This is a genomic window from Gemmiger formicilis, assembly GCF_016900095.1.
GTDB lineage: Bacteria > Bacillota > Clostridia > Oscillospirales > Ruminococcaceae > Gemmiger > Gemmiger formicilis_A.
The window spans coordinates 17,599-40,392 of record NZ_JACJJP010000025.1 but is presented as its reverse complement, the minus strand read 5'-3'; the positions used below and the strand labels follow the sequence as shown (position 1 = coordinate 40,392).

Here is a 22,794-nt window from a genome sequence, read left to right as displayed (position 1 = left end):
TCAGGAAGCATCGGTGGGAACGACGGTGGACGCGTCGTTCAGGTCCAGGGCGCGGAACTTGTGTCCGCCGCCCTGATAGAAGCGGCTGAACATCTCGTAGAATTCCAGACGGATGCCCTGGATGGCGGACAGCAGCGCTTCCAGCGCGATGACCACCAGGTTGCCCAGCACGACCACCACCGGGTTGGCGGGGGTGCCGGCCAGAGTGAAGACAACCATCATCATGCTGGCGTGGACGATGACAAAGGCGCCCACACGCAGGAAGGAGATGGTGTTGGACAGGTAGCTGAGCACACTTTCCAGCAGTTCGAAGAAGTTCTGCATCAGATAGCCGCTCCAGCCGTCGGCGGGTTTCCAGTCGGGGTCACCGTTGACCAGGGGGGCCAGAACCCCCGCAAAGAGCAGGGCCACCAGGCCCAGCACCAGCAGGATGGCGGCCAGCCACACCGGCATGAAGACGGTGGCACCCATGAAGGCGCTGATCAGATCCACGCCGGCCACGTAGGTGATGACACCCACCACGCCGTTGGTGCCGAAGAGCACATCCCCGGTGTGGCCCTGCTTGGCCTGGGTGTAGATGTTCATGCCCATGGCGGCCAGCACCAGGACCACGCCGATGTAGACGGCGCACAGCAGGATGCCGGTGATGGATTCCATGACCGACACCGGCTTGCCGGGCAGGCCGATGGCCAGGTACAGCGGGTTGAGGACTTCCTCAAACCCGAAGACCGAGCCGTAGACGAAACCGGCCAGGGTGCTGGCGATGCCGCAGGGGATCATCAGGTGAAACAGCGGATTCTTTTTGACCTTCCACATAAACAGGCTGAATGCGGTGAGCACCAGCCCCTGCCCTACGTCCCCGAACATGATGCCGAAAAGTACGGTGAAGGTCACGGCGACGAACGCGGTCACATCGGTTTCGTCATAGTTGGGCAGTCCGTACATCTCGACAAAGAACTCAAAAGGGCGGAAAAACCAGGCATTGCGCAGCTTGGTGGGCGGTGTATGACGGCCCACCTTGTCGGGGTCGTCCACGGTGACGCGGATGCTGGGGATGGCCTTGGCCAGCTCGGTGATTTCGGCGATCTGGGAAGCGGGGACCCAGCCCACGCAGAAGAAGTGCGCCCCCTTGACGGCTGCGTACTGACGCAGGCTGAACACCGCCGCGTTGTACCGGGCGCCGTTGTAGATGGCCAGCACCTTGTCCAGGTTTTCCTGCCAGACTTCCTTCAGGCGGGTATCGAGGCTGTCGATGCTCTGCTGCACCACTTCCAGGTTTTCCCGGAAGTGCTCCACGATCTCCTCAGGGCTGCCGGCGGCGCCGGGCACCCGCAGGGGTTCGAAGAACAGCATGGAGAAGATACCATCGGTTTCCTGGGCCTTGCTGCGGGGGGTGAAGTAGACGCCCCAGTAGCCGTCATTGGTCTGGCTGCAGGGCACGAAGAGGATGTACGGATCGTCGGCGTAGCTGCTCATCAGCTTGTTGTAGCCGGACTTGGGCAAAAAGCCGAACCGCACCTTCACGTGCTTGCAGTTGCCGATGTCGTCAATGTTGGCTTTCAGGCTCAGGAAGTGGCTGTACTGTTCGATGCCCTCCTGGCAGAGTTTCTGCTGTTCCAGCAGGCTGGACTTCTGGTTGCGCAGCGCGTCGATGCGCTGGGTCAGGCTGTCCAGGAACTCCTTGGTTTCGGGGTCCGCGGGGGTCTTTTCCGGCGCGTTGTCCGGCAGATCCTGGCCAACCTCCTTTGCCAGAGTCTGTACACGCTGCACCAGCGGCGTGTAGGGGTCCTCCTCATTCAGCGGGGCATAGCCCAGCGAGGCGGACATGTAGTCGGCGGCAGGCTCCAGTCCGAACCGTCCGTCCAGACAGCAGGCGCCCAAGAATTCGTCCAGGTGCGGCAGGGTGCCCTGCACATGGACCAGCTTCATGCGTTCGACCAAATCAACTCACCCTCCCTTTTTCAGTTTCTGCCCGGCAGCCGACCACCATGGACAGCAGCTCGTCGGCAGGCATGTGGTAATGAACGCCCTCGATAATATGATCAAGGTTCTGAACCTCGCACCGGGCCAGGTAGATATAACACAACATGACCAGGCTGGGGTCGGTGGAAAAGCGCAGCCATTTTTCGCACCAGTCGTAGCGGTACATCTGCAGCCCTTCCTTCAGGATGCGGTAGTTGTACCGCCGCAAAGCGCGGCCGTAGCGGTTTTTGTCCAGCGCGGCGCGGAAGGCTTCGATGTCCTTGGCGCCCAGCATGGCGTTCCACTCCGCCTCGCTGAGGTTGGTGCAGTCCCGCCGGGCAGCGGCGTCCACCGCCGCCACCGACGCGTTCATGCGAATCAGGCGTGCCGCGTTGGAGATGGCGGCTGCGTCACACTCCAGCGCAATAAAGTCCCGCACGCCGGGCTCAGCACCGGGGGCGGAAGGCCCCGTGCCCTCCGGCGCCAGGGAAACCAGCGCCTTGTGACGCCAGTTTTCCAGGTACGGTTCGGCGTACACCAGCAGCTTGGACCCTTCAGGCAGTTCGGCCAGGGGGGCCAGCATCTTCTGGTAGGGGGTGCCGGCCAATGCGGCCAGCAGGCTCTTGGCGTCGGTCACCCGGGCCAGGGCGTACAGGTCCACCGTGCAGCGCTGCTGCAGGAAGTCCGGCAGTTTGTACAGGTAGTCGCCGGGGCGTCCGGCGTCCAGACAGCGCAGGCAGGACAAGATTTCGTCCACCTCGCAGCTGGTGGTGAAGTACCCGTACACCAGATGCCCGCTGGACAGCTCGTACCGGCACAGACTGTCGCACCGGTCAAAGATGGCCTGGCGCAGCATGGCTTCCAGCTGGGCGCGGCGGGCGGTGGGGGCGTTGACGCTCTTGAGGGCTTCCTCATACATGGGCAGCGCCTTGAGCTCGGCCGCCAGGGCCGGCATGGTGCGGCAGGCGGCCAGGCGCTTGTAGTCCGCCGTGGTCAGGCGGCGTCCGTACATGGCCCGGGCTTTGGCCAGCGCAGCGTTGCTGGCCCGGGTTTTCATGGGCAGCGGAAGCGGCAGCATTAAGCCTCACCCCCGGCACCCGTGCCGGCCAGAGCCCGGCGGCACAGTTCGTCCACCCACTGGTCGGTGCAGGCTTCGGCCCGCTGCTGCAGATTTCGTTCGGCAGCGGCGCGGTTTTCGGCCAGTTCTTCCAGGGCGGCGGTGTTGGCTTCGGACGCCTGCTTGGCGGCAGCATCGGCGCGGGCCTTGCTCTCTTCGGCAGCCTTCGCGGCAATGCGGCGGCGCTCTTCATCCAGCCCGGCCAGCCGGGCGGCGCGCTCGCTCTGTGCCTCATCGGCCGCCTTGCGCTGGGCGGCGTCCATATCCAGGATCGCCTGCATCAATTCGTTCAAATCTTTCATAGTAACACCTCGAAAAGACGCCTGTGCGGTCTGTCGGCCCCGGCACCGGCCGCATCCGGTTTTGCCGGGGGAAACGTCGCGGCAAACAGCGTCCGGAAGCGTCCATGCTCCCGGTACGCGGTCTGCCGCGGGTTCTTTTATCACAAATCCCTCTAAAAAAGCGGAAACGGGGCGGGCCCACACCTGACGGTGTAAAGCCAGCGCCCCATTGCCGCACGGTGAACATTTCAGCGCACTGCGGACGCCTCGGTTCTTTCCGCGCTCAATTATAGCACTCTGCCCAAAGATTGCAACCCCTTTTTGTGCATAGCGTGAAACTGAACAAAAAAATGTGGATTTTGGCGTTTCCTGTTACGAAAAATTAAACAACTATTCAAAACTCTTCAAAAAAGAAAGCCCGGCGCAGTAGCCGGACTTTCGTCGTTATTCCGTTTTTACCGCGGCCAGAATCACCACGCTGGTGGCAGGCAGCTCCATCTGACCGGTGCGCACCGGGCCAAAAGGCGTGGCCTGGGCATGGCGTCCGTCGCACAAAGTGCGCCATCCGCCGCCGGGCAGATTCATCCACTGGGCGGTGCGTTCGGGGTTGTAGTAGACCACCAGCCGGTTGGGGGCGTCGTCCGACCGCTCGGGCACAAAGCCGATGAGCCAGCCGGGCACCGCCAGCAGCAGGGGCGCGGGCTGGGCGGGGTCGGTCAGGCCGGTGAGTTCCGGCCAGGTCCGGCGGATGGCCAGCAGCCCCTGGTAGAATTCCACCAGTTCTCCCATGCGGGCGGCCCGGGTCCAGTCCAGGGCGTTTTCGGCCAAAGGCCCCTTGTAGGTGTTGGGGTCCCCGTGCTTGGTGCGGGCGAACTCCTCCCCCGCCTGCCAGAAGGGCAGCCCCTGGCAGGTCAGGCAGATGGCGGCGCACATGCGGTTCTGGGCCAGCAGGTCGCCGTCGAAGATGTCGTAGGTGCGGCGCCCCGCCACCGCCTTGAGCTTATCCCACAGGGTAAAGTTGTCATGGGCAGAGACGTACTGCACGATCTGCCCCGAATTCCGGGGCTGCATGCCCTCGGTTCCGTCCCGGTAGGCCCCCACCGCGTGGAGCAGGGTGTACCCGGCACCGGGCGCGCCGTTGACGTAGCCGGGGGCCCGGGCGTCAAACACCCCGCCCTTGATGGTGTCCCGGGTGTTGTCGCAGAAGATGCCGATGCGCCCGTCCAGCTGGGGCAGGGCGTTCTTGTCGGCGGGAATGGCCCCCGCCTCCATGCAGGTGGCCCCGCCCTGCCAGGGCTCGCCGTACATCAGGATGTTCTTGCCCCCGGGCAGGGCGTCCAGGGCGGCGCGGATGGCGTTCATGGTGTCCACGTCGTGCAGGGCCATCAGGTCAAACCGGAACCCGTCGATGTGGTAGGCGGTGGCCCAGTAGATCACCGAATCCACCAGATACTTGCGCACCATGGGGTGCTCGCTGGCCAGGTCGCAGCCGCAGCCCGACCCGTTGGTCAGCCGTCCGTCGGGATGGCGGCGCAGCCAGTACCCCGGCACGATGCGCTCCATCCAGTTGTCGGCGTAGTAGGTGTGGTTGTACACCACATCCATGATGACCCCCAGCCCGGCCTTGTGCAGCGCCGCCACCATGGCCCTGCATTCCCGCACCCGCACTTCCCCGTGGTAAGGGTCGGTGGCATAGGAGCCTTCGGGCAGGTTGTAGTTCAGGGGATCATACCCCCAGTTGTAGCCGCCGGTGCTCTCGTCCACCGTGGCAAAGTCAAAGATGGGCTGCAGCTGCACGTGGCTGACCCCCAGCTGCCGCAGATAGTTCAGGCAGGTGGGATGCTCCCCCTCACAGTCCAGGGTGGAATCCTCCTGGGTAAAGGCCAGGAACTTGCCCCGCCATTCGGGGCGGATGCCGCTGTGCTCGTCGGCGGAAAAGTCCGCCACATGCACCTCCCACACGCTGCGGGCGGCGGGATCGTTGGCCCGGGCGGGGCGGCGGTCGGCGGCCCAGTTTTCCGGCTCGGCCGCCGCGGAATCCAGCACCATCCCCCGCTGCCCGTTGCAGCCGCAGGCCCGGGCATAGGGGTCCACCGCCGTGGCGGTGCAGCCATCGGCAAAGGTCAGGTCATACACATAATACTGCCCGGCCAGGTCTCCGCCCACCGTGGCGCGCCAGGTTCCCTGTTCCGCCCGGCGCAGGGGCACCGGGTCCAGTTCCCGGGCGCCGGGTTCGGTGTCGGTGCCGGTGGTGTACCGGCGCAGGGTGACCGATGCCGCCGTGGGCGCCCACAGTGTGAAGGTGGTGGACCGCCTTGCATAGACCGCGCCCAGGTCGTTGCCGGTATAGACCGGCAGATCCTTCCGGTTCTGGTTCATGGGGGGTGTCCTCCTTCGCACAGGATTGACCGCCGCAGGCGGTCACAGTCTCTATATTTATAAGAGTAACAGGAGTTTTCCCCGATTGCAAGGCCCGCAACCGAGAAAGAGTATCGGATACAGGCCGCAAAAAAAACGGGCCGCTCCCACAGGGGAACGGCCCGCTTTGAAAAATCGGGGAATCAGCCGCGCTGGTCCAGGGGCTTGTACTCCCGGGTCTCCATGATGCTCTGGTAAGCGGGACGGATGATCTTGTCCACGTTGACCAGCTCTTCCATACGGTGGGCGCTCCAGCCCACGATACGGGCCACCGCGAAGATGGGGGTGTACAGTTCCACCGGAATGTCCAGCATGTTGTACACAAAGCCGCTGTAGAAGTCCACGTTGGTGGAAACGCCCTTGTAAATGTGACGCTTTTCCGCAATGACCTGGGGGGCCAGGCGCTCGATGGCGTTGTAGAAGTTGAAGTCCTCCTTGCGGCCCTTGGCTTCGGCCAGCTGCTGCACAAAGCCCTTGAACACCACCGCACGGGGGTCGGACAGGGAGTATACCGCGTGGCCCATGCCGTAGATCAGGCCCTTGCGGTCAAAGGCTTCCTTGTCCACGATCTTGCCCAGATAGGCCTTGAGTTCCTCGTCGTCGGTAACGTCGTGGACGTTCTTGCGGATGTCCTCGCACATTTCCATGACCTTGATGTTGGCGCCGCCGTGCTTGGGGCCTTTCAGGCTGGACAGGGCCGCCGCCATGACCGAGTAGGTATCCGACCCGGAGGAGGTGACCACGCGGGTGGTGAAGGTGGAGTTGTTGCCGCCGCCGTGCTCCATGTGCAGCAGCAGGGCGATGTCCAGCACGTGGGCTTCCAGGGGTGTGTAGCTCTGGTCGGGGCGCAGCATCTGCAGCAGGTTTTCGGCGGCGGACAGTTCCGGCCGGGGCCGATGGATGTACATGCTGCCCATGTTCACATAGTAGTTGTAGGCGTGGTAGCCGTACACCGCCAGCATGGGGAAGACGCTGATCAGCTTCAGGCACTGTTCCAGCTGGGTCTGCAGGCTGTTGTCCCCCACCGAATCATCGTAGGAAGCCAGGGTCAGCACGCTGCGGGTCAGGCTGTTCATCAGGTCCTTGGTGGGGGCCTTCATGATCACGTCCCGGATAAAGTTGGTGGGCAGGTCCCGGCACTTGACCAGGGTTTCGTTGAAGGTCTTGAGCTGTTCCGCGGTGGGCAGGTCACCCAGCAGAAGCAGGTAGGCGGCTTCCTCAAAGCCGTAGCGCTTGCCCCGCAGGCCTTTGATCAGGTCATACACATTGTAGCCGCGGTACCACAGTTTGCCTTCACAGGGGGTCTTTTTGCCGTCGCGCTCCTCAAAGGCGTCGATGCGGGAAATGTTGGTGATGCCCGCCAGCACGCCCTTGCCGTCCTTGTCGCGCAGACCGCGCTTGACGCCGTACTGGTCAAACAGGGCGGGGTCGATCTTGTCGTTGTTCAGGCAAAGCTCGGTAAAGACCTGCGCTTCCTTTTCGATGGCTGCATATTCACCCATATCAAATAACCTCCCTTTTCTCTTTTCTTACGCCGGCAATGCTCTTCTACCTTTTTAATATATAATATAATATATACTATCGGATACATCCCGGTCCGCGCCGGGACCACCTGCAAGGCCGAAAACAGAATACATGCTTTTATTATACGCTTTGTTGTACAGTGTGTCAAATAACCGCGGCGTAAAATTTGTGTGAACAACGCGGAAAATGCCTCTACCGGGGCGGCGGCGTATGTGGTATAATGAGGATAATTTATGCTGTGAAAGAGGTGCCATGCTATGAAGATTGCCGTGGCCGGCATGGGCTATGTAGGGCTTTCCAACGGGGTGCTGCTGGCCCAGCACAATGAAGTGTGGGCCGTGGACGTGGTCCCCGCCCGGGTGCAGGACATCAACGACCGCCGCTGCCCCCTGGCGGACAAGGAGCTGGAGCAGTACCTGACCGGACGGGAGCTTGACCTGCGCGCCACCACCGACGCCGCAGCCGCCTACACCGGGGCGGACTGGGTCATCATCTCCACCCCCACCAATTACGACGAAAAGAAGAACTTTTTTGATACTTCCAGTGTGGAGGATGTGCTGCGGCTGGTGGGGCAGTATGCCCCCGACGCCACCGTCATCATCAAATCCACCGTGCCGGTGGGCTACACCGCCCGCATCCGGAAGGAAATGCACAACCCCAACATCCTCTTCAGCCCGGAGTTCCTGCGGGAGGGCCACGCCCTGTACGACAACCTCTACCCCAGCCGCATCGTGGTGGGTGCTCCCCAGGACGACGCCCGGCTGGTGGACAAGGCCCACCAGTTTGCGGCCCTGCTGCAGCAGGGCGCCTGCAAGCAGGAGATTCCCACCCTCTTCCCCGGCCTGACCGAGGCGGAGGCCATCAAGCTGTTTGCCAACACCTACCTGGCTTTGCGGGTGGCCTACTTCAACGAGCTGGACACCTACGCGGCCATCCGCGGGCTGGACACCCGGGCCATCATCGACGGGGTCTGCCTGGATCCGCGCATCGGGGCCCACTACAACAACCCCAGTTTCGGTTATGGCGGCTACTGCCTGCCCAAAGACACCAAGCAGCTGCTGGCCAACTACAGCTCGGTGCCCCAGAACCTCATTGGCGCCATTGTGGAGAGCAACCGCACCCGCAAGGACTTTATCAGCGAGCAGGTGCTGGCCCGCCATCCCAGGGTGGTGGGGGTGTACCGCCTGACCATGAAGGCGGGCAGCGACAACTTCCGCCAGTCCAGCATCCAGGGGGTCATGAAGCGCATCCGGGCCGAGGGGGTGCCCCTGGTGGTGTACGAGCCCACCCTGACCGGGGACGATTTCTACGGCAGCCGGGTGGAGCGGGACCTGGAGACCTTCAAGCGGGAATGCGATGTGATCCTGGCCAACCGCCGCGCCCCGGAACTGGACGATGTGGCGGAAAAAGTGTACACCCGGGACCTGTACAGCCGGGATTAAGGAACGGCTCTTGACTTTGCCGGCAAGCTGTGCTATGGTAGGGCTGTCGGTCGGAGGGCAAGTCATTCGGAACTATATGGTTTGCGACAAATGACACGCCGGATAAGGCACAGGCTGAAATGCCTGCCTTATCCGGCGTTTTTGGTTCTTCCGGCCCATGTTTCCAAACATGAAGGAGGACCTATGGATCAGAAGACTTTGTTTCTGGAAACCCCGCCCCACCGCCTGTTTCTGCGGGCCGCCCTGCCTGGATCGGTGGGTATGCTGGCATCATCCCTGTACCAGCTCATGGACGGCATTTTTGTAGGCCGCATTCTGGGGGACACCCCCTTTGCGGCGCTGAACCTGGCCATGCCCCTGGTCATCATCAACTTTGCCCTGGCCGACCTCATCGGTGTGGGGTCGGCGGTGCCCATCTCGGTGCGGCTGGGGGAAAAACGCCCCCGGGAGGCCAATAACCTCTTCACCTGTGCCTGTCTGCTGGTGGTGGGGCTGGGCGCCCTGACCGGCGGAGCCATGTACCTGCTGGCCCCCACCCTGCTGGGCTGGATGGGGGCCGAGGGCGAACTGCTGGCCCTGGCGGTGCGGTATCTGCGGGTGTATGCCCTGTTCTCCCCGCTGGTCAGCATCGTCTTTGCGGCGGACAACTACCTGCGCATCTGCGGGCGGATCAAGACCAGCATGTGGCTGAACGTGCTCATGTCGGCGCTGTGCGCCGGGCTGGAATTCTTCTTTCTGTACGGGCTGCGCCTGGGCATTGCGGGGGCGGCCCTGGGCACCTGCCTGGGCATGACGTTCTGCGCCGTGCTGGCCATGGGGCCCTTCCTGGCCGGGCGGATGCCCCTGCGCTTCCACCGGCCCCGGTTCACCCGGCACATTGTGGGCAGCATCTTCAGCTGCGGGTGCCCCACCTTCCTGAGCAACATTGCCGGACGTGTCACCTCCATCGTGATGAATATGGTGCTGCTGCGCCTGGGCGGGGCCGACGCCATCTCGGTGTACGGCATCCTGATGTATGTGGACGGCTTTGTGCTGCCGCTTTTGTACGGCATGTGCGATTCCTTGCAGCCCGCCGTGGGCTATAACTGGGGTGCCGGGCGCCGGGACCGGGTGCTGGCCATCGAGAAGCGCTGCTTTGCGGCCAGCGCGGTGATCTCCCTGGCGGCGGCCGCCCTGCTGCTGGCTCTTCCCACCCAGACAGCCTCCCTGTTCGTTGGCAACAGCGGCAGCGGAGTGCTGGCCATGGCAGTGCCCGCTTTGCAGCTGTTCAGCCTGGGGTACCTGACCCGGTGGTTCAGTTTTGCGGCCCAGAGTTTTCTTTCGGCGGTGGAAAAGCCGCTGCAGGCCTCCATTCTGTCGGTGTCGGTGGCGCTGGTCTTTCCGGTGGCCCTCATCGCCGCCCTGTGGCCCTGGGGTTTGACCGGATTGTGGTGCAACCAGCCCGGCACCGCCCTGCTGGCGGCGGCGCTGGCCGCGGCGCTGCTGCTGGACTTCCGCCGGCGGTACGCCCGCCCCTGACCCCTCCTTTTTGCCCCGCTGTACAGATTGGAGGCACCGTTTCCCAGATGTTGGGCCCGCGTTTATACAATTCGTATATTTGTTAAGTTTATGTGAATTTTAGCGCTCAACGCTTGACAGTGCTAAAATTTGGTGGTATAGTATAGCCGTACCTTGAGAGAGAAACAAAGAGCTCCCACCAGGGCGAACGCCCCCCACCGCAACGGTGCCGGGGCGGGCAGCGTTTGACATCCGGCCAAGGGCCGGTTTGAATGGAGGTTATGACTTATGTTGCCTAGCATTTTTGGTGAAGATCTGTTTGATGATATGTTTGATGATATGTACGGTATGCGCCCCTTCTTCGGCAATCACAACCCGCTGTACGGCAAGAACGCCAAGAACCTGATGAAGTCCGATGTCCGGGAGACCGAGGACGCCTATGAGCTGGACATCGACCTGCCCGGCTTCAAGAAGGACGAAGTCAGCCTGAAGCTGGATCAGGGTTACCTGACCATCTCCGCCGCCAAGGGTCTGGACAAGGACGACGAGAACAAGAACGGCCGGTATATCCGCCGCGAACGTTACACCGGCGCCTGCAGCCGCAGCTTCTATGTGGGCGATCAGCTGAAGCCGGAGAACATCTCCGCCAAGTTTGAGGATGGCATCCTGAAGATCCATCTGCCCAAGGCGGCGCCCGAACTGCCCAAGCAGCCCAACCTGATCGAGATCGAGTAATTTCCTTTCTCCAAATCCCATAAACACAAAGCCCCGGCCCCGCGCTTCTGCGCGGGGCCGGGGCTTTTGTTGTCACAACAACTCTCACTGGCCGGAAACCTTGTCTTTCAGGTTCCGGGCGGTGCGGGCCAGACGGGCGGTGGCCGACCGCAGCCGTCCCAGCACCTCGTCGTAGCTGGGGGCTTTCATGTGGGGGAAGGCCCTCAGCAGACGTCCTTCGCCGAAATGTTTCTGGCGGGACAGGCGCTCCACCTCGGCGCGCACGGCGCGGGCCCGGGCGGACATTTCCAGCAGCTGCTGGCGCAGGGGGGCGGTGTTTTCCCGCCCTTCCATGGCGGCCAGCATCAGCTGCAGCTTCTGTTCATCCAGCAGGGTGTCGAAGGTCATGGCCCGGGTGCCGATGGCTTCGGTCATGGCATCGCTCAGCCGGCGCATGGCGGCAGAGAAGTCCTTCAGCCGGCGCAGACGGCGTTCCAGCCCGGCGGCCTGGGCGAAGGAGATGCCCACGTCCACCGCAAAGCCCACCGCCAGTACCCCGTCCGCCACCGCCAGGACGGTGGGCGGGATGGCCGTTACCGCGGCGGCCACCGGGGGATGGACCAGGCGTACCATCACAATGCCGCCCAGCCCCCACAGCAGGGTGAACCGGGGGCAGATGAACCCGCCCAGGTTGCCCCGGAACTGGGTGTAATCCCACCAGCGGGTGTGGAACAGCCGGAACAGCAGATACCCGGCGATGAGCTCCACCAGGGTGGCCAGCACCGCCGCGGCCAAGAACACCGCCGGGATGCTGCGCTGCCAGGGGCCCAGCACGGCCAGAAGTCCCACCATGCCGAACCCGTAGATGGGGCAGGCCGGGCCGTTGAGGAAGCCCCGGTTGACCAGCTGGCGGGTGTTCACCGCCGCAAAGGCCACCTCCACGCACCAGCCCAGGATGGAATACACAAAAAAGAAACCCAGATACTGGGGCAGGGTATACCCGAAGATCATTCCTCTTCCTCCCCGTCCAGACGGCGGGCCAGCTCCTTGGGTTCCACCCAGGTCACCGTGCTGTCCGGACCCTTGCGGGCAATCAGAGCCTTGATGGGAATGCCCTGCTCGCTGAACATGCCCTCATGCTCGGTGCGCAGGTTCCAGGCGGGTTCGTCGGCGTGCAGGTCAAAGGTCTGCCAGGTGATCTCAAACCCCGCCGCCGGGAAGTAGCTCAGGCTGTCCCGGAACAGGTCGTCATCGTCGGTCTTGAACCAGATTTCGGCGCCCTCGTCCATCAGGTTGCGGTACTGCAGCAGCTGTCGAGGATGGGTCAGCCGGTGTTTGTGGCTGCTGGCGTTCTTGCTCCAGGGGTTGCAGAAGTTGATGTAGATGCGGGCCACCCGGTCTTCGGCCGAGAAGGCCCCCGACATCCGCTCGATGTCCAGGGAGGCGATGAGGACGTTGTCCGGGGGCAGCTGCTTTTCCAGATAGGCCTTTTCCACCTTGCGCTTGGCCAGGATCAGCACCTTGTCGGTGATGTCGATGCCCAGGAAGTTGCGGGTGGGGTCGGAGGGGGCCAGCTGGGCCAGGAATCCGCCCTTGCCGCAGCCCAGTTCCAGGCAGAAGGGCTGTTCCGGCCGGGCAAACAGCTCCCGCCAGTGCCCCGCGTGGGTCAGGGGCTCGTGGACGTGGAAGTCGCAGGCCAGCAGCTCCGGGCGGGCGTAGGGTTTGAAACGCATGCGCATAATGAAGATACCTCTCTCGTTGTCAGTGTTGTTCCAGCAAAAAGTTCCGCACGGCGTCAAAATCCGTGGCCGCCAGGCTGCCCTGGCAGATCTCGCCCCGGCCCCCGCCCCGGCCGTCAAAGGCGGCGTTCAGGGCCTGGGCGGCGGCGCGGGCATCGCCCCCGGGGCAGTGCAGCACGTAGGTCAGACCCCGGCCACCGGGGGCCAGCACGGTGCAGGGGGCGCCGGTGCGGCCGGTGACCGCCAGGCAAAGGCGCCGCAGGGTGTCGCCGTCCCCCTCGGGGCAGAAGAACACCGTCGGCTGTCCCGGCTGTGCCCCCGCGGCCCAGGCCTCCCCCAGGGCCTGCTGCAGGGCCGCCAGACGGCGGTGCAGGGCTTCGGTGTTGGCGGCGTTGTGGGCCACGGCCTCCCGCAGGCGGCCCGGCCCGGCGCTGAGCAGCACCCCGGCTTCCTCGGCATCCCGCCAGGTTTCGGCCACCGCCCGCTGGGCCCGCTGCCCGCAGGCCACCGCCAGCCGCATACCGCCCTTGTAGTGCTGGGCGCTGAGGATCTTGATCAGCCCCACCTGGCCGGTGCTGCTCAGATGGGTGCCGCAACAGGCGCACAGGTCCGCCCCGCCCGCATCGGTGAGGCGCACCGCCCCGTCGATCTCCTTTTTGCTGCGGTAGGTCAGGGCCGCCAGCTCCGCCGGTTCGGGGTACCAGCACCGCACCGGGGCGTCCGCCCGCACGGCGGCGTTGGCTTCGGCTTCCGCCCGGGCCAGCTGGTCCGGGGTCAGGGGGATGTCGGTGTCCATGCGCACCGCCGGGTCCCCGATGTGGAAGCCCACATTCTCCGCCCCGAACAGCCGGTGCAAAGTGCCGCTGAGGATGTGCTCCCCGGTGTGCTGCTCCATGTGGTCCCGCCGGGGCTCCCAGTGGATTTCCCCGTCCACCTGCTCCCCCACCGTCAGGGGGGCGTCGGTGTGGTGCCAGATGACGCCTTCCCGCACCAAGGTATGCCCCACCCGGGCGCCGCCCAGGGTGCCGGTGTCGGCGGGCTGGCCGCCCCCTTCTGGGTAGAAGGCGGTGCGGTCCAGTGCCACCCGCCAGCTCTGGCCCTCCGGCTCACAGGCCAGGACGGCGGCGGAAAACCGGCGCAGATAGGCGTCATTCTCATACAGTTTTACGGTCGGCTGCAACAGGGGTCCCATCCTTTCCGGGCAGCCCGGGTGTCCCGGGCGTCATATGGCATTTATTATATCATAAAACCGGGGTAGAAAAAAACAGGCAAATCCGGTATAATGGTGGATATATATCGCCCAACCCGTTTTTTAGGAGAATCAGACATATGAAACGTATCCTCTGTTCGGTCCTGGCCCTGGGTCTTCTGGCCGGCTGTGCGCCGCTGTCCGGCAGCACCGCCACCGCCGAAACCGCCGAGACGGCCCCCGCCCCCACTGCGGCGCCCCAGCAGCTGACCGTCTATTACGAAGCCGGTGCCGACACCGCCGCGGCCGAAGCCCTGAACCGCTATGCCGACGCCCAGGGCGTGGAGCTGGAAGTGCTCACCCCCGGTGCCGACACCGACCCCGCCCAGGCGGACCTGGCGGTGCTGAACGCCGCCCCCGCCGCCGATGACGAGGCCTGGCTGAACATGGGCACCGACAGCCTGCTGTCCACCGCCGCCATCCGGGCCGGGGTGGACGCCGAGACCGCCGTGTCCGCCGTGACCGCCCTGCCCCTGGGCAAGACGCTGTACGGCTACTGGGCAGACAAGCGGGTGCTGGGCGCCCTGTTCCAGATCGAGGACACCGACACCCTGGTGACCGACCTGAAAGCCGCCACCTGGAGCGAGTGGAGCGACCTGGCCGAGACGGTGACCGCCTGGCTGGCCGAACCCGCCGAGACCACCGTCACCCTGAACGGCACCGACTACACCCTGCCGGCAGAAAAGCCGGAGGCCGCCGCCGACCTGACAGCGGTGTTCACCCTGCCCCTGGACCCGGCCGGGGCCCAGTCCCCCGCCGCGGCTTACACGGGGGTGCTGCTGGCCGCCGGGGATAACCTTTCGGAAGACGGCCTGACCGGTCCGCTGAACGGGCTGTATAGCGCCCTGACCCTGGAACTGACCAACCGGGAGCTTTCTGTCCTGCCCGGGCAGGCCAACGCGGCCGCCGCCCTGCAGGCCGACACCGCCCTGGAAGCCCAGGAAGGCCAGGCCCTGTTCTGCCGCAGCACCCTGGCGGACCTGCTGGTCCACACCGGTACCGACCTGCAGGACAATCTGGTCTGCCTGCCCCTGAAATGTGATTTTGTGGAGAGCGACATCGACACTTCCTCCGAATACAACCTCACCGGCCTGATGAACTATCCCATCCTGGCCACCTCCGCCTGGCTGGCCATTCCCGCCGGCACCGACGAGGCGGGCGTGCACGCGGCCGCGGCGGCCATCCTGTGGCTGTACACCAGCGAACCCGGGGAGGAGACCCTCACCGAGACCCTGGGTCTCATCACCCCCTGGGGCACCGCCTCCAACGACAGCGCCGTCTGCCAGATGCAGATCGACCAGGTGGGCGCGGGCATCCTGCCCGAAGTGACCCTGACCCCTGCCCAGACCGAAGCGCTGGGCGTCGCCGGGCAGAGCCTGCTGTTCAACGAGGACAGCACCTTCCGCACCGAATTTGCCCGCACCGACCGGGACAGCTGGCGGGATTCGGTGCTGGCCGCGCTGGTGCCCGCCGGTGACACGGAGAGCGAAAGCTGAGTGCTTATCGGCAAACAAGCCAACTTTTCACATCTGTACAAAGAATTCTTTGTACAAGGCGGATGGTGAAAGATTGAACACATTGTGCTAAAATATAAAAGAGAAATAAAGGCGGCCCCGTTCTGCGGGCCGCGGGATATGAAACGTTGGAGCGAAGGAGAGGCAACAGCATGGAGTATACCCGTTCGCAGTTGATGGACCAGATTGCCGTTTTGAGCCGCTTGTTTGATGAGGTGTTCGTGGTGGATGCAGGGGCCAGCCGTCGTCTGGACCTGGAGACCATGCAGCCCACCGAAACGGTGGAATCGGTGCCGGATCTGGATAACAACGGCCGCGCCTGGCGGCCCCTGTACGGCCAGAACGACGGTTCCATGGCCCTGTACTGGAGTGTTTTGTTGGAACACCGCCCCTGCGTGCTGGTGGCGGTGTACACCCTGCCCGAGCAGCTGAACATGGGCAGCCGGGAGGCTTCGGCCTTGTCCCGCATGCTGACCCAGTGCCACAGCGAGATGTGCCGGGACTATGTGACCGGCGTGTACAACCGCTCTTTCCTGGACGCCGAGTTCCGGGACCGGGTGGCCAAGGCCGCTGCAGCCGGGGAGGCTGTGAGCGTGGCCATGGTGCGGGTGAATGAGTACGCCCGGCTGTGCCGCACCGAGAGCGTGGCCGCCGCCGACCGCTGCCTGACCACCGCCGCCGGCATCCTGAGCCTGGCCGTGGGGCCGGAGCAGGAGAACACCCCGCTGGTGCGCCTGGAAGACGGCGTGTTCCTGGTGGTGGGCATCGGCACCGACGCCAAGAGCCTGGAACACCGGCTGCGGGACGCCATGGATTCCGCCCGGCGCACCTTCTCCATCACCCTGGCCCGCCGTGGCGAGTTCACCGCCACGGTGGTTTCCGCCGACTGGGCCGAGACCGGCAGCTGGGACTGGATGGTCAGCCTGGCGGAGCAGCGCCTGGGCGGCTGAGTTCCCTTTTTGTATAACGATCCCCCTGTGTACGCATACTAACCGTGCCGCCAAAGGTGCGGTCAACGATGTACACAGGGGGTTTTGTTATGTCTGAACAGGAAAAGATGCAAAACGACAACGAAAGCATGCTGCAGGAAGTGGTGCAGAACACCGAGATGGGCAAGAACACGCTGGAGGAGCTCATGGGCCTGACCCATGACCAGGCCCTGAAATCCGAGATGATGCGCCAGCGCAACGAGTACCGCCGCCTGAACCAGCAGGCCCACACGGCACTGGACGCCATCGGCCGCCAAGCCAAGGGACAGAGCGCCGCCGCCCGCATGAGCGTGAGCATGGGCATCCGCACCCGCACCATGCTGGACAAATCCACCCGCAACATTGCCACCATGCTGGCCGAAGGCAGCAGCCAGGGCGTGCTGGACTGCAAGCGGGCGGAAACCGACTACCCGCTGGCCTCCCCGGGGGCGCACAAGCTGATGCAGGAGCTGTGCGATTTCCAGACCCGGGCCGAGACCACCTGGCGGGAATTCATCTGACGCAGCAGCAAACCGGCCCCGCAGGCAATGCCTGCGGGGCCGGTTTCTCTTATTCATCCGGGCGAATCCGGGCAAAAATCAGGTGCGCTCCTCCCGGGGCCGCACGGCGCCCCGCAGGGCGGCCAGCAATCCGGGCAGGGCAGCGGCGGCTTCGGGGCCGCCGAAGGCCACCATTGACCGCAAAGGCATGCCGTCCATCATCTGCAGACCGGCTTCCTCGGTGATGGCGTCCCCGCCGTTGGCGCCCATCAGCCCGCCAAACCGGGTGAGCATGGTGCGCACGATGGAGGCGGTGCGGTCGTCCCGCAGCAGGTCGCCGATGGGGGTGTTTTCGTCCACGGTCAGGGGGCGGCGGTGGGCGGTGGTGTAATGCAGGGGCAGCACGGTGGGGATGTTGCGGCTGGAATGGCCCAGCAGCACCTTGTATTCCCCGGGTTCGGCGTACCAGTCCCCCAGCTCCTCGTCATAGTAGCACAGGTCCCGCCTGGTCACGGTGAAGGTGACGGTGGTCTCCTCCCCGGGCTGCAGGGATACCTTGGCAAAGTGGCGCAGTTCCTTGGGCGGGCGGGGCACGGCGTTTTCCGGCGGGGCAATGTAGAGCTGCACCACCTCCCGGCCGAACCGGGCGCCGGAGTTGCGTACCGTCACCGACACCTGCACGCTGCCGTCCTCGGCCAGATCGGTGGAGGACAGCGACGCCGACTTGTACACAAACCCGGTGTAGGACAGCCCGTGGCCGAAGGGCCAGCGCACCGGCATCTTGCGGGCGTCGTACCAGCGGTAGCCCACAAAGACACCTTCCCGGTAGTAGGCGGTGCGGCCGTCCCCGGGATAGTCCAGATAGCAGGGGGTGTCCTCCAGCCGCAGGGGCCAGGTTTCGGGCAGGCGGCCGCAGGGCTCGGCCTCGCCGTACAGCAGGGCGTCGGTGGCGCGTCCCACCCCTTCGCCGCCCAGGTACATGCACAGCACCGCCGACACATCCTCGGCCCAGGGGCACTCCACCGGGCTGCCGGTGTGCAGCACCACCACGGTGTTCTTCTGCACCGCCGCCACCCGGGCAATCAGGTTGTTCTGGGCGTCCGGCAGGCGCATGTGCCGCCGGTCGTAGCCCTCACTCTCAAAGCTTTCGGGCAGGCCCGCAAAGATCACGGCGGCATCGGCGTTTTCCGCCGCCTCCACCGCTTTCAGGAACTCGCTTTCCTCCCGCTGGTCACGGTCGGCGGGGAATCCTTCCACATACTCCACCGCCCGGCCCCGGGCCCGGGCCGCCGCCAGGGCGCTTTCCACCCGGAAGGAATTCACATGGCTGGAACCGCCGCCCTGGTACCGGGGCGCATCGGCAAAGCCGCCGATGTACACCACCCTCTGGTCCTGTTTCAGGGGCAGCGATCCCCGGTTCTGCAGCAGCACCGCACATTCCGCGGCCATGGACGCCGCCTTGGCGTGGTCCCCGGCCAGGTCCAGCTCGGCACCCACGGCGGCCCCCGCCAGATCGGCATGGCGCAGCACAATGTTCAGGATGCGCCCGGCGGCCTTGTCCACCACCGATTCGTCCAGGGTGCCGGCGCGCACCGCCGCCACGATCTTCTGATCGTTGACGCCGCCGCAGCCGGGCATTTCCAGGTCCAGCCCGGCGCACAGCCCCCGCACCCGGTCGGCCACGGCGCCCCAGTCGGACATGACAAATCCGGTAAAGCCCCACTCCTTGCGCAGGATGTCGGTGAGCAGGGTCTTGTTCTCGCTGGCATAAGTGCCGTTGATGCGGTTGTAGCTGCACATCACCGTCCAGGGGGCGGCTTCCTTCACCGCCGTTTCAAAGGCGGGCAGATAGATCTCCCGCAGGGTGCGCTCGGTCATGTTGGAAGAGCAGGTCAAGCGGCGGTATTCCTGGCTGTTGGCCGCAAAATGCTTGATGCTGGTGCCGACCCCCTGGTCCTGCACCCCCTGGATGTAGGCGGCGGCCAGGGCCCCGGCCAGGCAGGGGTCCTCGGAATAGTATTCAAAGTTGCGGCCGCACAGAGGGCTGCGCTTGATGTTCACCGCCGGGCCCAGCACCACACCCACGCCCACGGCCCGGGCTTCGGCGCCGATGGCCGCGCCTTCCCGGCGCAGCAGCTCAGGGTCAAAGCTGGCAGCCGCGGCGCATCCGGCGGGAAAGCACACCGCCGTGATGCTCTCGTTGACGCCGCCGCCCTCCTTCTGGGTGCGCAGGCCGTGGGGGCCGTCGGATACCATCATGGCGGGCACGCCCAGGCGCCCCACCGCCTTGGTGTGCCAGAAATCCGCCCCGGAACACAGCCCGGCTTTTTCTTCCAGCGTCATCTGGGCCAGAAGCTCGGAAATTGCAGATTGCATAAGAAGTTTCCTCCTTGAAAAAGACAACCGTAAGACCTTCGATTGCCGGCGAACCGGCTTTTTGTCCATTATACACCACATATGTACATCGCGCCTACATATTTTGTGAAAATTTACAAAAACTGTATATTTTGTACTTTATTCGCGCACACATGGACCCGCCACGGCAACAAAAGTTTTTCAAAAACCTTGTCAAAGCTTTCCAGACGTGCTAGTATAAAAACCGGTGAAAGAAATTAGCTTAAAGGAGTGTTCCCCATGTCCATCAAAAATGCCTATCTGGCCAATGTGTACGCGGGTCTGGCCCAGCGCAACGCTGAGCAGAAAGAATTCCTGCAGGCCGTGGATGAAGTTCTGGAATCTCTGGAGCCGGTCGTTGAGGCCCGCCCCGAGCTGGAAAAGAACGGCCTGATCGAGCGCCTGGTCGAGCCCGAGCGCGTGGTTATGTTCCGCGTGCCCTGGGTGGATGACAACGGCAAGGTGCAGGTGAACCGCGGCTACCGCGTTCAGTTCAACTCTGCCATCGGCCCCTACAAGGGCGGCCTGCGGTTCCATCCCAGCGTGAACCTGTCCATCATCAAGTTCCTGGGCTTTGAGCAGATCTTCAAGAACAGCCTGACCGGCCTGCCCATGGGCGGCGGCAAGGGCGGCAGCGACTTTGACCCCCACGGCAAGAGCGACGCCGAGGTCATGCGTTTCTGCCAGAGCTTCATGACCGAGCTGTTCCGCCACATCGGCCCTGACACCGACGTGCCCGCCGGCGATATCGGCGTGGGCGGCCGTGAAGTGGGGTACATGTTCGGCCAGTACAAGCGCCTGCGCAACGAGTTCACCGGCGTGCTCACCGGCAAGGGCCTGACCTTCGGCGGCAGCCTGGTGCGCACCGAAGCCACCGGCTACGGCCTGTGCTACTTCGCCGACGAGATGCTCAAGGCCAACGGCAAGAGCTTCGACGGCGCCAAGGTGGTCATCTCCGGTTCCGGCAACGTGGCCATCTACGCCAACCAGAAGGCTTCCGAGCTGGGCGGCAAGGTCATCGCCATGAGCGACTCCAACGGCTACATCGTGGACGAAAACGGCATTGACTACAAGGTCATCAAGGAGATCAAGGAAGTCAAGCGCGCCCGCATCAAGACCTATCTGGACTATGTGCCTTCTGCCAAGTATGTGGAAGGCAGCCAGGGCATCTGGACTGTCGCCTGCGACATCGCCCTGCCCTGCGCCACCCAGAACGAGCTGCCGCTGGAAGGCGCCAAGGCTCTGGTGGCCAACGGCTGCTACGCCGTGGCCGAAGGCGCCAACATGCCTTCCACCCCGGACGCTGTGGCTTACCTGCAGGCCAACGGCGTGCTGTTTGCCCCGGCCAAGGCTTCCAACGCGGGCGGCGTGGCCACCTCCGGCCTGGAGATGAGCCAGAACTCCCTGCGTCTGTCCTGGACCTTCGAGGAAGTGGACGAACGCCTGAAGAACATCATGAAGAACATCTACGCCAACGCAGCCAACGCCGCCGAGGCTTACGGCATGAAGGGCAACCTGGTGGCCGGTGCGAACATCGCCGGCTTCACCAAGGTGGCCGACGCCATGCTGATGCAGGGCATCGTCTGATTCTGACGAGCACTTCATAACAAGATAAAAACCCCGCCGGTTCCCGTAAGGAATCGGCGGGGTTTTTGTTTGTTGCTGTACAGACCGGCTCCCCTGTGTAAGGGGAGCTGTCAGCGAAGCTGACTGAGGGGTTGGTAACGTTCCGCCATTGCCCGTGAACGGAAAACAGATCCGGCTTCACAACCCCTCCGCCGCTGCGCGGCACCTCCCCTTACACAGGGGAGGCTCAAGGGGAACGTTACGCCATTTCAATTCCCCGCCCGGCGATGAGGTCCGCCCCGGTGCCCAGCAGATTCTCCACAATCACCTGCCCGGGCTGCACCGGCGCCGCCACGCAGACGGCGTCGGCCACCTTCATGGCGTCAAACAGCAGGTCTTTGGGGATGGCCGTGCTGGTCTTGACCGGCAGACGGCAGTGCACGCCCCCGGTCACCCGCACGGTGGTGGTCAGCACCCGGGTGGGGTGCTGCAGCTCGTTTTTGCCGTACTCGGCCCCCCGGGGGCAGCTGTTGCCGGTGACGGCGTAGCCGTTCTGCTCATCCACCTGCAGGCGGCAGCCCCGGGGACAGACGATGCACACCAGTTCTTTCATTGCGCTGCACCCCCTTTGTCCTCCTCAATGGCGATGGTAACGGGTCCACTGGCGCCACGCACCAGGTCCCCCGGCAGCAGGATGTGTTCCATCTCGCCGGGGGCCAGGTGGGCCCGGCGGAACCCGGTGAGGGAGTTCCCGTCCGCGTCCCGCACCGCAATGGCGGCGGGTCCGGTGACCCGGTTCACCCGGAAGAACACCTCCACCGTCCTGCCGGCGGCGTCCGCCCGGACGGTCTGGGGCACGGTGTAGCTGACCCCGTCCCCGTTTTTCAGTTCCACGGTGCGGGCGTTCTCTTCCGCCCGCTGCCCCTGCACATAAGCGGCCGCGGCGGCGCCGGCGCGCTCGCTCTCGGCGGAGACATAATCCACCAGGTCATGCACGTGCACCACGTTGCCGCAGGCAAAGATGCCGGGAATGCTGGTCTCCATGTTCTCGTACACCATGGCGCCGTTGGTGCGCCGGTCCATCCGGGCCCCGGCGGCCCGGGTCAGCTCGTTTTCGGGGATCAGCCCCACGCTGAGCAGCACGGTGTCGCAATCAAAAACCATCTCGGTGTCGGGGATGGGCCGTCGGTCCGGCCCCACCTTGCTCACCGTCACCTGTTCCACCCGGTTGTGGCCCTTGATGTCGGTGATGGTGTGGCTGAGATACAGCGGGATGTCAAAGTCTTCCAGGCACTGTACAATGTTGCGCATGAGCCCGCCGGAATAGGGCATGAGCTCCACGCAGGCCAGCACCTTGGCCCCCTCCAGGGTCATGCGGCGGGCCATGATCAGGCCGATGTCGCCGGAGCCCAGAATGACCACCCGGCGGCCCACCATGTACCCTTCGATGTTCAGATACCGCTGGGCCGCGCCGGCGGTGAAGATGCCGGACGGCCGCTCGCCGGGGATGGAGATGGCCCCCCGGGTGCGTTCCCGGCAGCCCATGGCCAGCACCACGGCCCGGGTTTCCAGCACCCGGTACCCGTCCCTGGCACTGACGGCGTGCACCTGGTGGAGCGCGCCCTTTTCCCCGGGGACGATCTGCAGCACCATGGTGTCCAGGCTGGTCTCCACCCCGGTGTCGGCCAGCATCTCAATAAAACGCCCGGCGTATTCCGGGCCGGTGAGCTCCTCCCGAAAGCGCTGGAGCCCGAACCCGCTGTGGATGCACTGGTTCAGGATGCCTCCCAGCTCGGAATCCCGCTCCAGGATCAGGATGCGGCGCAGGCCCTTCTCCCAGGCCTGACAGGCCGCCGCCAGACCGGCGGGGCCGCCGCCGACGACGATGAGTTCATAGGGATTCGCCATG

Annotated in this window: 18 protein-coding genes; 7 read left to right on the top strand and 11 right to left on the bottom strand. The window is 64.4% G+C overall.

Going from position 1 to position 22,794, the window contains the following annotated elements:
• The 5 genes from H6B15_RS11500 to H6B15_RS11480 all read right to left on the bottom strand — a co-directional run bounded on the left by H6B15_RS11500 (position 1) and on the right by H6B15_RS11480 (position 7,280).
• Positions 1-1,941, bottom strand: coding sequence for a V-type ATP synthase subunit I (locus H6B15_RS11500; RefSeq protein WP_204648137.1), 1,941 nt, complete (start codon positions 1,939-1,941; stop codon positions 1-3).
• Position 1,942: 1 nt separating this feature from the next.
• A complete protein-coding gene (locus H6B15_RS11495; protein WP_204648136.1) occupies positions 1,943-3,040 on the bottom strand; it encodes a V0D/AC39 family V-type ATPase subunit in 1,098 nt (365 codons plus the stop codon).
• Positions 3,040-3,381, bottom strand: coding sequence for a hypothetical protein (locus H6B15_RS11490; protein WP_204648135.1), 342 nt, complete (start codon positions 3,379-3,381; stop codon positions 3,040-3,042). The genes H6B15_RS11495 and H6B15_RS11490 overlap by 1 nt, the downstream gene beginning before the upstream one ends.
• A gap of 423 nt (positions 3,382-3,804) precedes the next feature.
• Positions 3,805-5,739, bottom strand: coding sequence for a type I pullulanase (gene pulA, locus H6B15_RS11485; protein ID WP_204648134.1), 1,935 nt, complete (start codon positions 5,737-5,739; stop codon positions 3,805-3,807).
• Positions 5,740-5,921: 182 nt separating this feature from the next.
• Positions 5,922-7,280, bottom strand: a complete 1,359-nt coding sequence (locus H6B15_RS11480) for a citrate/2-methylcitrate synthase (RefSeq protein WP_204648133.1) — start codon at positions 7,278-7,280, stop codon at positions 5,922-5,924.
• Positions 7,281-7,559: 279 nt separating this feature from the next.
• Between H6B15_RS11480 and H6B15_RS11475 the strand changes: the two genes are divergently transcribed.
• The 3 genes from H6B15_RS11475 to H6B15_RS11465 all read left to right on the top strand — a co-directional run bounded on the left by H6B15_RS11475 (position 7,560) and on the right by H6B15_RS11465 (position 10,976).
• Positions 7,560-8,744 (top strand): nucleotide sugar dehydrogenase, encoded by a 1,185-nt coding sequence (locus tag H6B15_RS11475; protein WP_204648132.1) that lies wholly within the window; start codon positions 7,560-7,562, stop codon positions 8,742-8,744.
• Between the two features lie 183 nt (positions 8,745-8,927).
• A complete protein-coding gene (locus H6B15_RS11470; RefSeq protein WP_204648131.1) occupies positions 8,928-10,262 on the top strand; it encodes an MATE family efflux transporter in 1,335 nt (444 codons plus the stop codon).
• 267 nt (positions 10,263-10,529) lie between these two features.
• On the top strand, positions 10,530-10,976 hold the full coding sequence (locus H6B15_RS11465; protein WP_204648130.1) for an Hsp20/alpha crystallin family protein: 447 nt from the start codon (positions 10,530-10,532) through the stop codon (positions 10,974-10,976).
• 84 nt (positions 10,977-11,060) lie between these two features.
• Here the strand turns inward: H6B15_RS11465 and H6B15_RS11460 are convergent, their stop codons facing one another.
• Genes H6B15_RS11460 through H6B15_RS11450 form a run of 3 tightly spaced genes read right to left on the bottom strand, consistent with a single transcriptional unit; the run spans position 11,061 to position 13,874 of the window.
• Positions 11,061-11,966: a putative ABC transporter permease gene (locus H6B15_RS11460; RefSeq protein ID WP_204648129.1), complete on the bottom strand. Its 906-nt coding sequence runs from the start codon at positions 11,964-11,966 to the stop codon at positions 11,061-11,063.
• Positions 11,963-12,694, bottom strand: a complete 732-nt coding sequence (gene trmB, locus H6B15_RS11455) for a tRNA (guanosine(46)-N7)-methyltransferase TrmB (protein ID WP_204648128.1) — start codon at positions 12,692-12,694, stop codon at positions 11,963-11,965. Before trmB ends, H6B15_RS11460 begins: the two co-directional genes overlap by 4 nt.
• A 22-nt stretch (positions 12,695-12,716) precedes the next feature.
• Positions 12,717-13,874: an alanyl-tRNA editing protein gene (locus H6B15_RS11450; RefSeq protein ID WP_204648127.1), complete on the bottom strand. Its 1,158-nt coding sequence runs from the start codon at positions 13,872-13,874 to the stop codon at positions 12,717-12,719.
• 149 nt (positions 13,875-14,023) lie between these two features.
• Here H6B15_RS11450 and H6B15_RS11445 point away from each other — a divergent pair, with 149 nt between their 5' ends.
• The 3 genes from H6B15_RS11445 to H6B15_RS11435 all read left to right on the top strand — a co-directional run bounded on the left by H6B15_RS11445 (position 14,024) and on the right by H6B15_RS11435 (position 16,946).
• Entirely contained in the window at positions 14,024-15,439 is a 1,416-nt protein-coding gene (locus tag H6B15_RS11445; protein ID WP_204648126.1) for a hypothetical protein, read from the top strand.
• 170 nt (positions 15,440-15,609) lie between these two features.
• Positions 15,610-16,407, top strand: a complete 798-nt coding sequence (locus H6B15_RS11440) for a diguanylate cyclase domain-containing protein (RefSeq protein ID WP_204648125.1) — start codon at positions 15,610-15,612, stop codon at positions 16,405-16,407.
• An 89-nt stretch (positions 16,408-16,496) separates the two neighbouring features.
• Complete coding sequence (locus H6B15_RS11435; RefSeq protein WP_243424397.1) at positions 16,497-16,946, top strand: hypothetical protein; 450 nt, start codon at positions 16,497-16,499, stop codon at positions 16,944-16,946.
• A 78-nt stretch (positions 16,947-17,024) separates the two neighbouring features.
• Here the strand turns inward: H6B15_RS11435 and H6B15_RS15705 are convergent, their stop codons facing one another.
• Entirely contained in the window at positions 17,025-19,301 is a 2,277-nt protein-coding gene (locus tag H6B15_RS15705) for a glycoside hydrolase family 3 C-terminal domain-containing protein (RefSeq protein ID WP_204648124.1), read from the bottom strand.
• A 258-nt stretch (positions 19,302-19,559) separates the two neighbouring features.
• Here H6B15_RS15705 and gdhA point away from each other — a divergent pair, with 258 nt between their 5' ends.
• Positions 19,560-20,906 carry an NADP-specific glutamate dehydrogenase gene (gene gdhA / locus H6B15_RS11425; RefSeq protein WP_204648123.1) on the top strand — a complete coding sequence of 449 codons (1,347 nt, stop codon included), beginning with the start codon at positions 19,560-19,562 and terminating at the stop codon, positions 20,904-20,906.
• Positions 20,907-21,144: 238 nt separating this feature from the next.
• Here gdhA and H6B15_RS11420 read toward each other — a convergent pair whose 3' ends face one another.
• Positions 21,145-21,498: a DUF1667 domain-containing protein gene (locus H6B15_RS11420; protein WP_204648122.1), complete on the bottom strand. Its 354-nt coding sequence runs from the start codon at positions 21,496-21,498 to the stop codon at positions 21,145-21,147.
• Positions 21,495-22,793: an NAD(P)/FAD-dependent oxidoreductase gene (locus H6B15_RS11415; protein WP_204648121.1), complete on the bottom strand. Its 1,299-nt coding sequence runs from the start codon at positions 22,791-22,793 to the stop codon at positions 21,495-21,497. The genes H6B15_RS11420 and H6B15_RS11415 overlap by 4 nt, the downstream gene beginning before the upstream one ends.
• Between the last annotated feature and the right edge of the window lies 1 nt (position 22,794).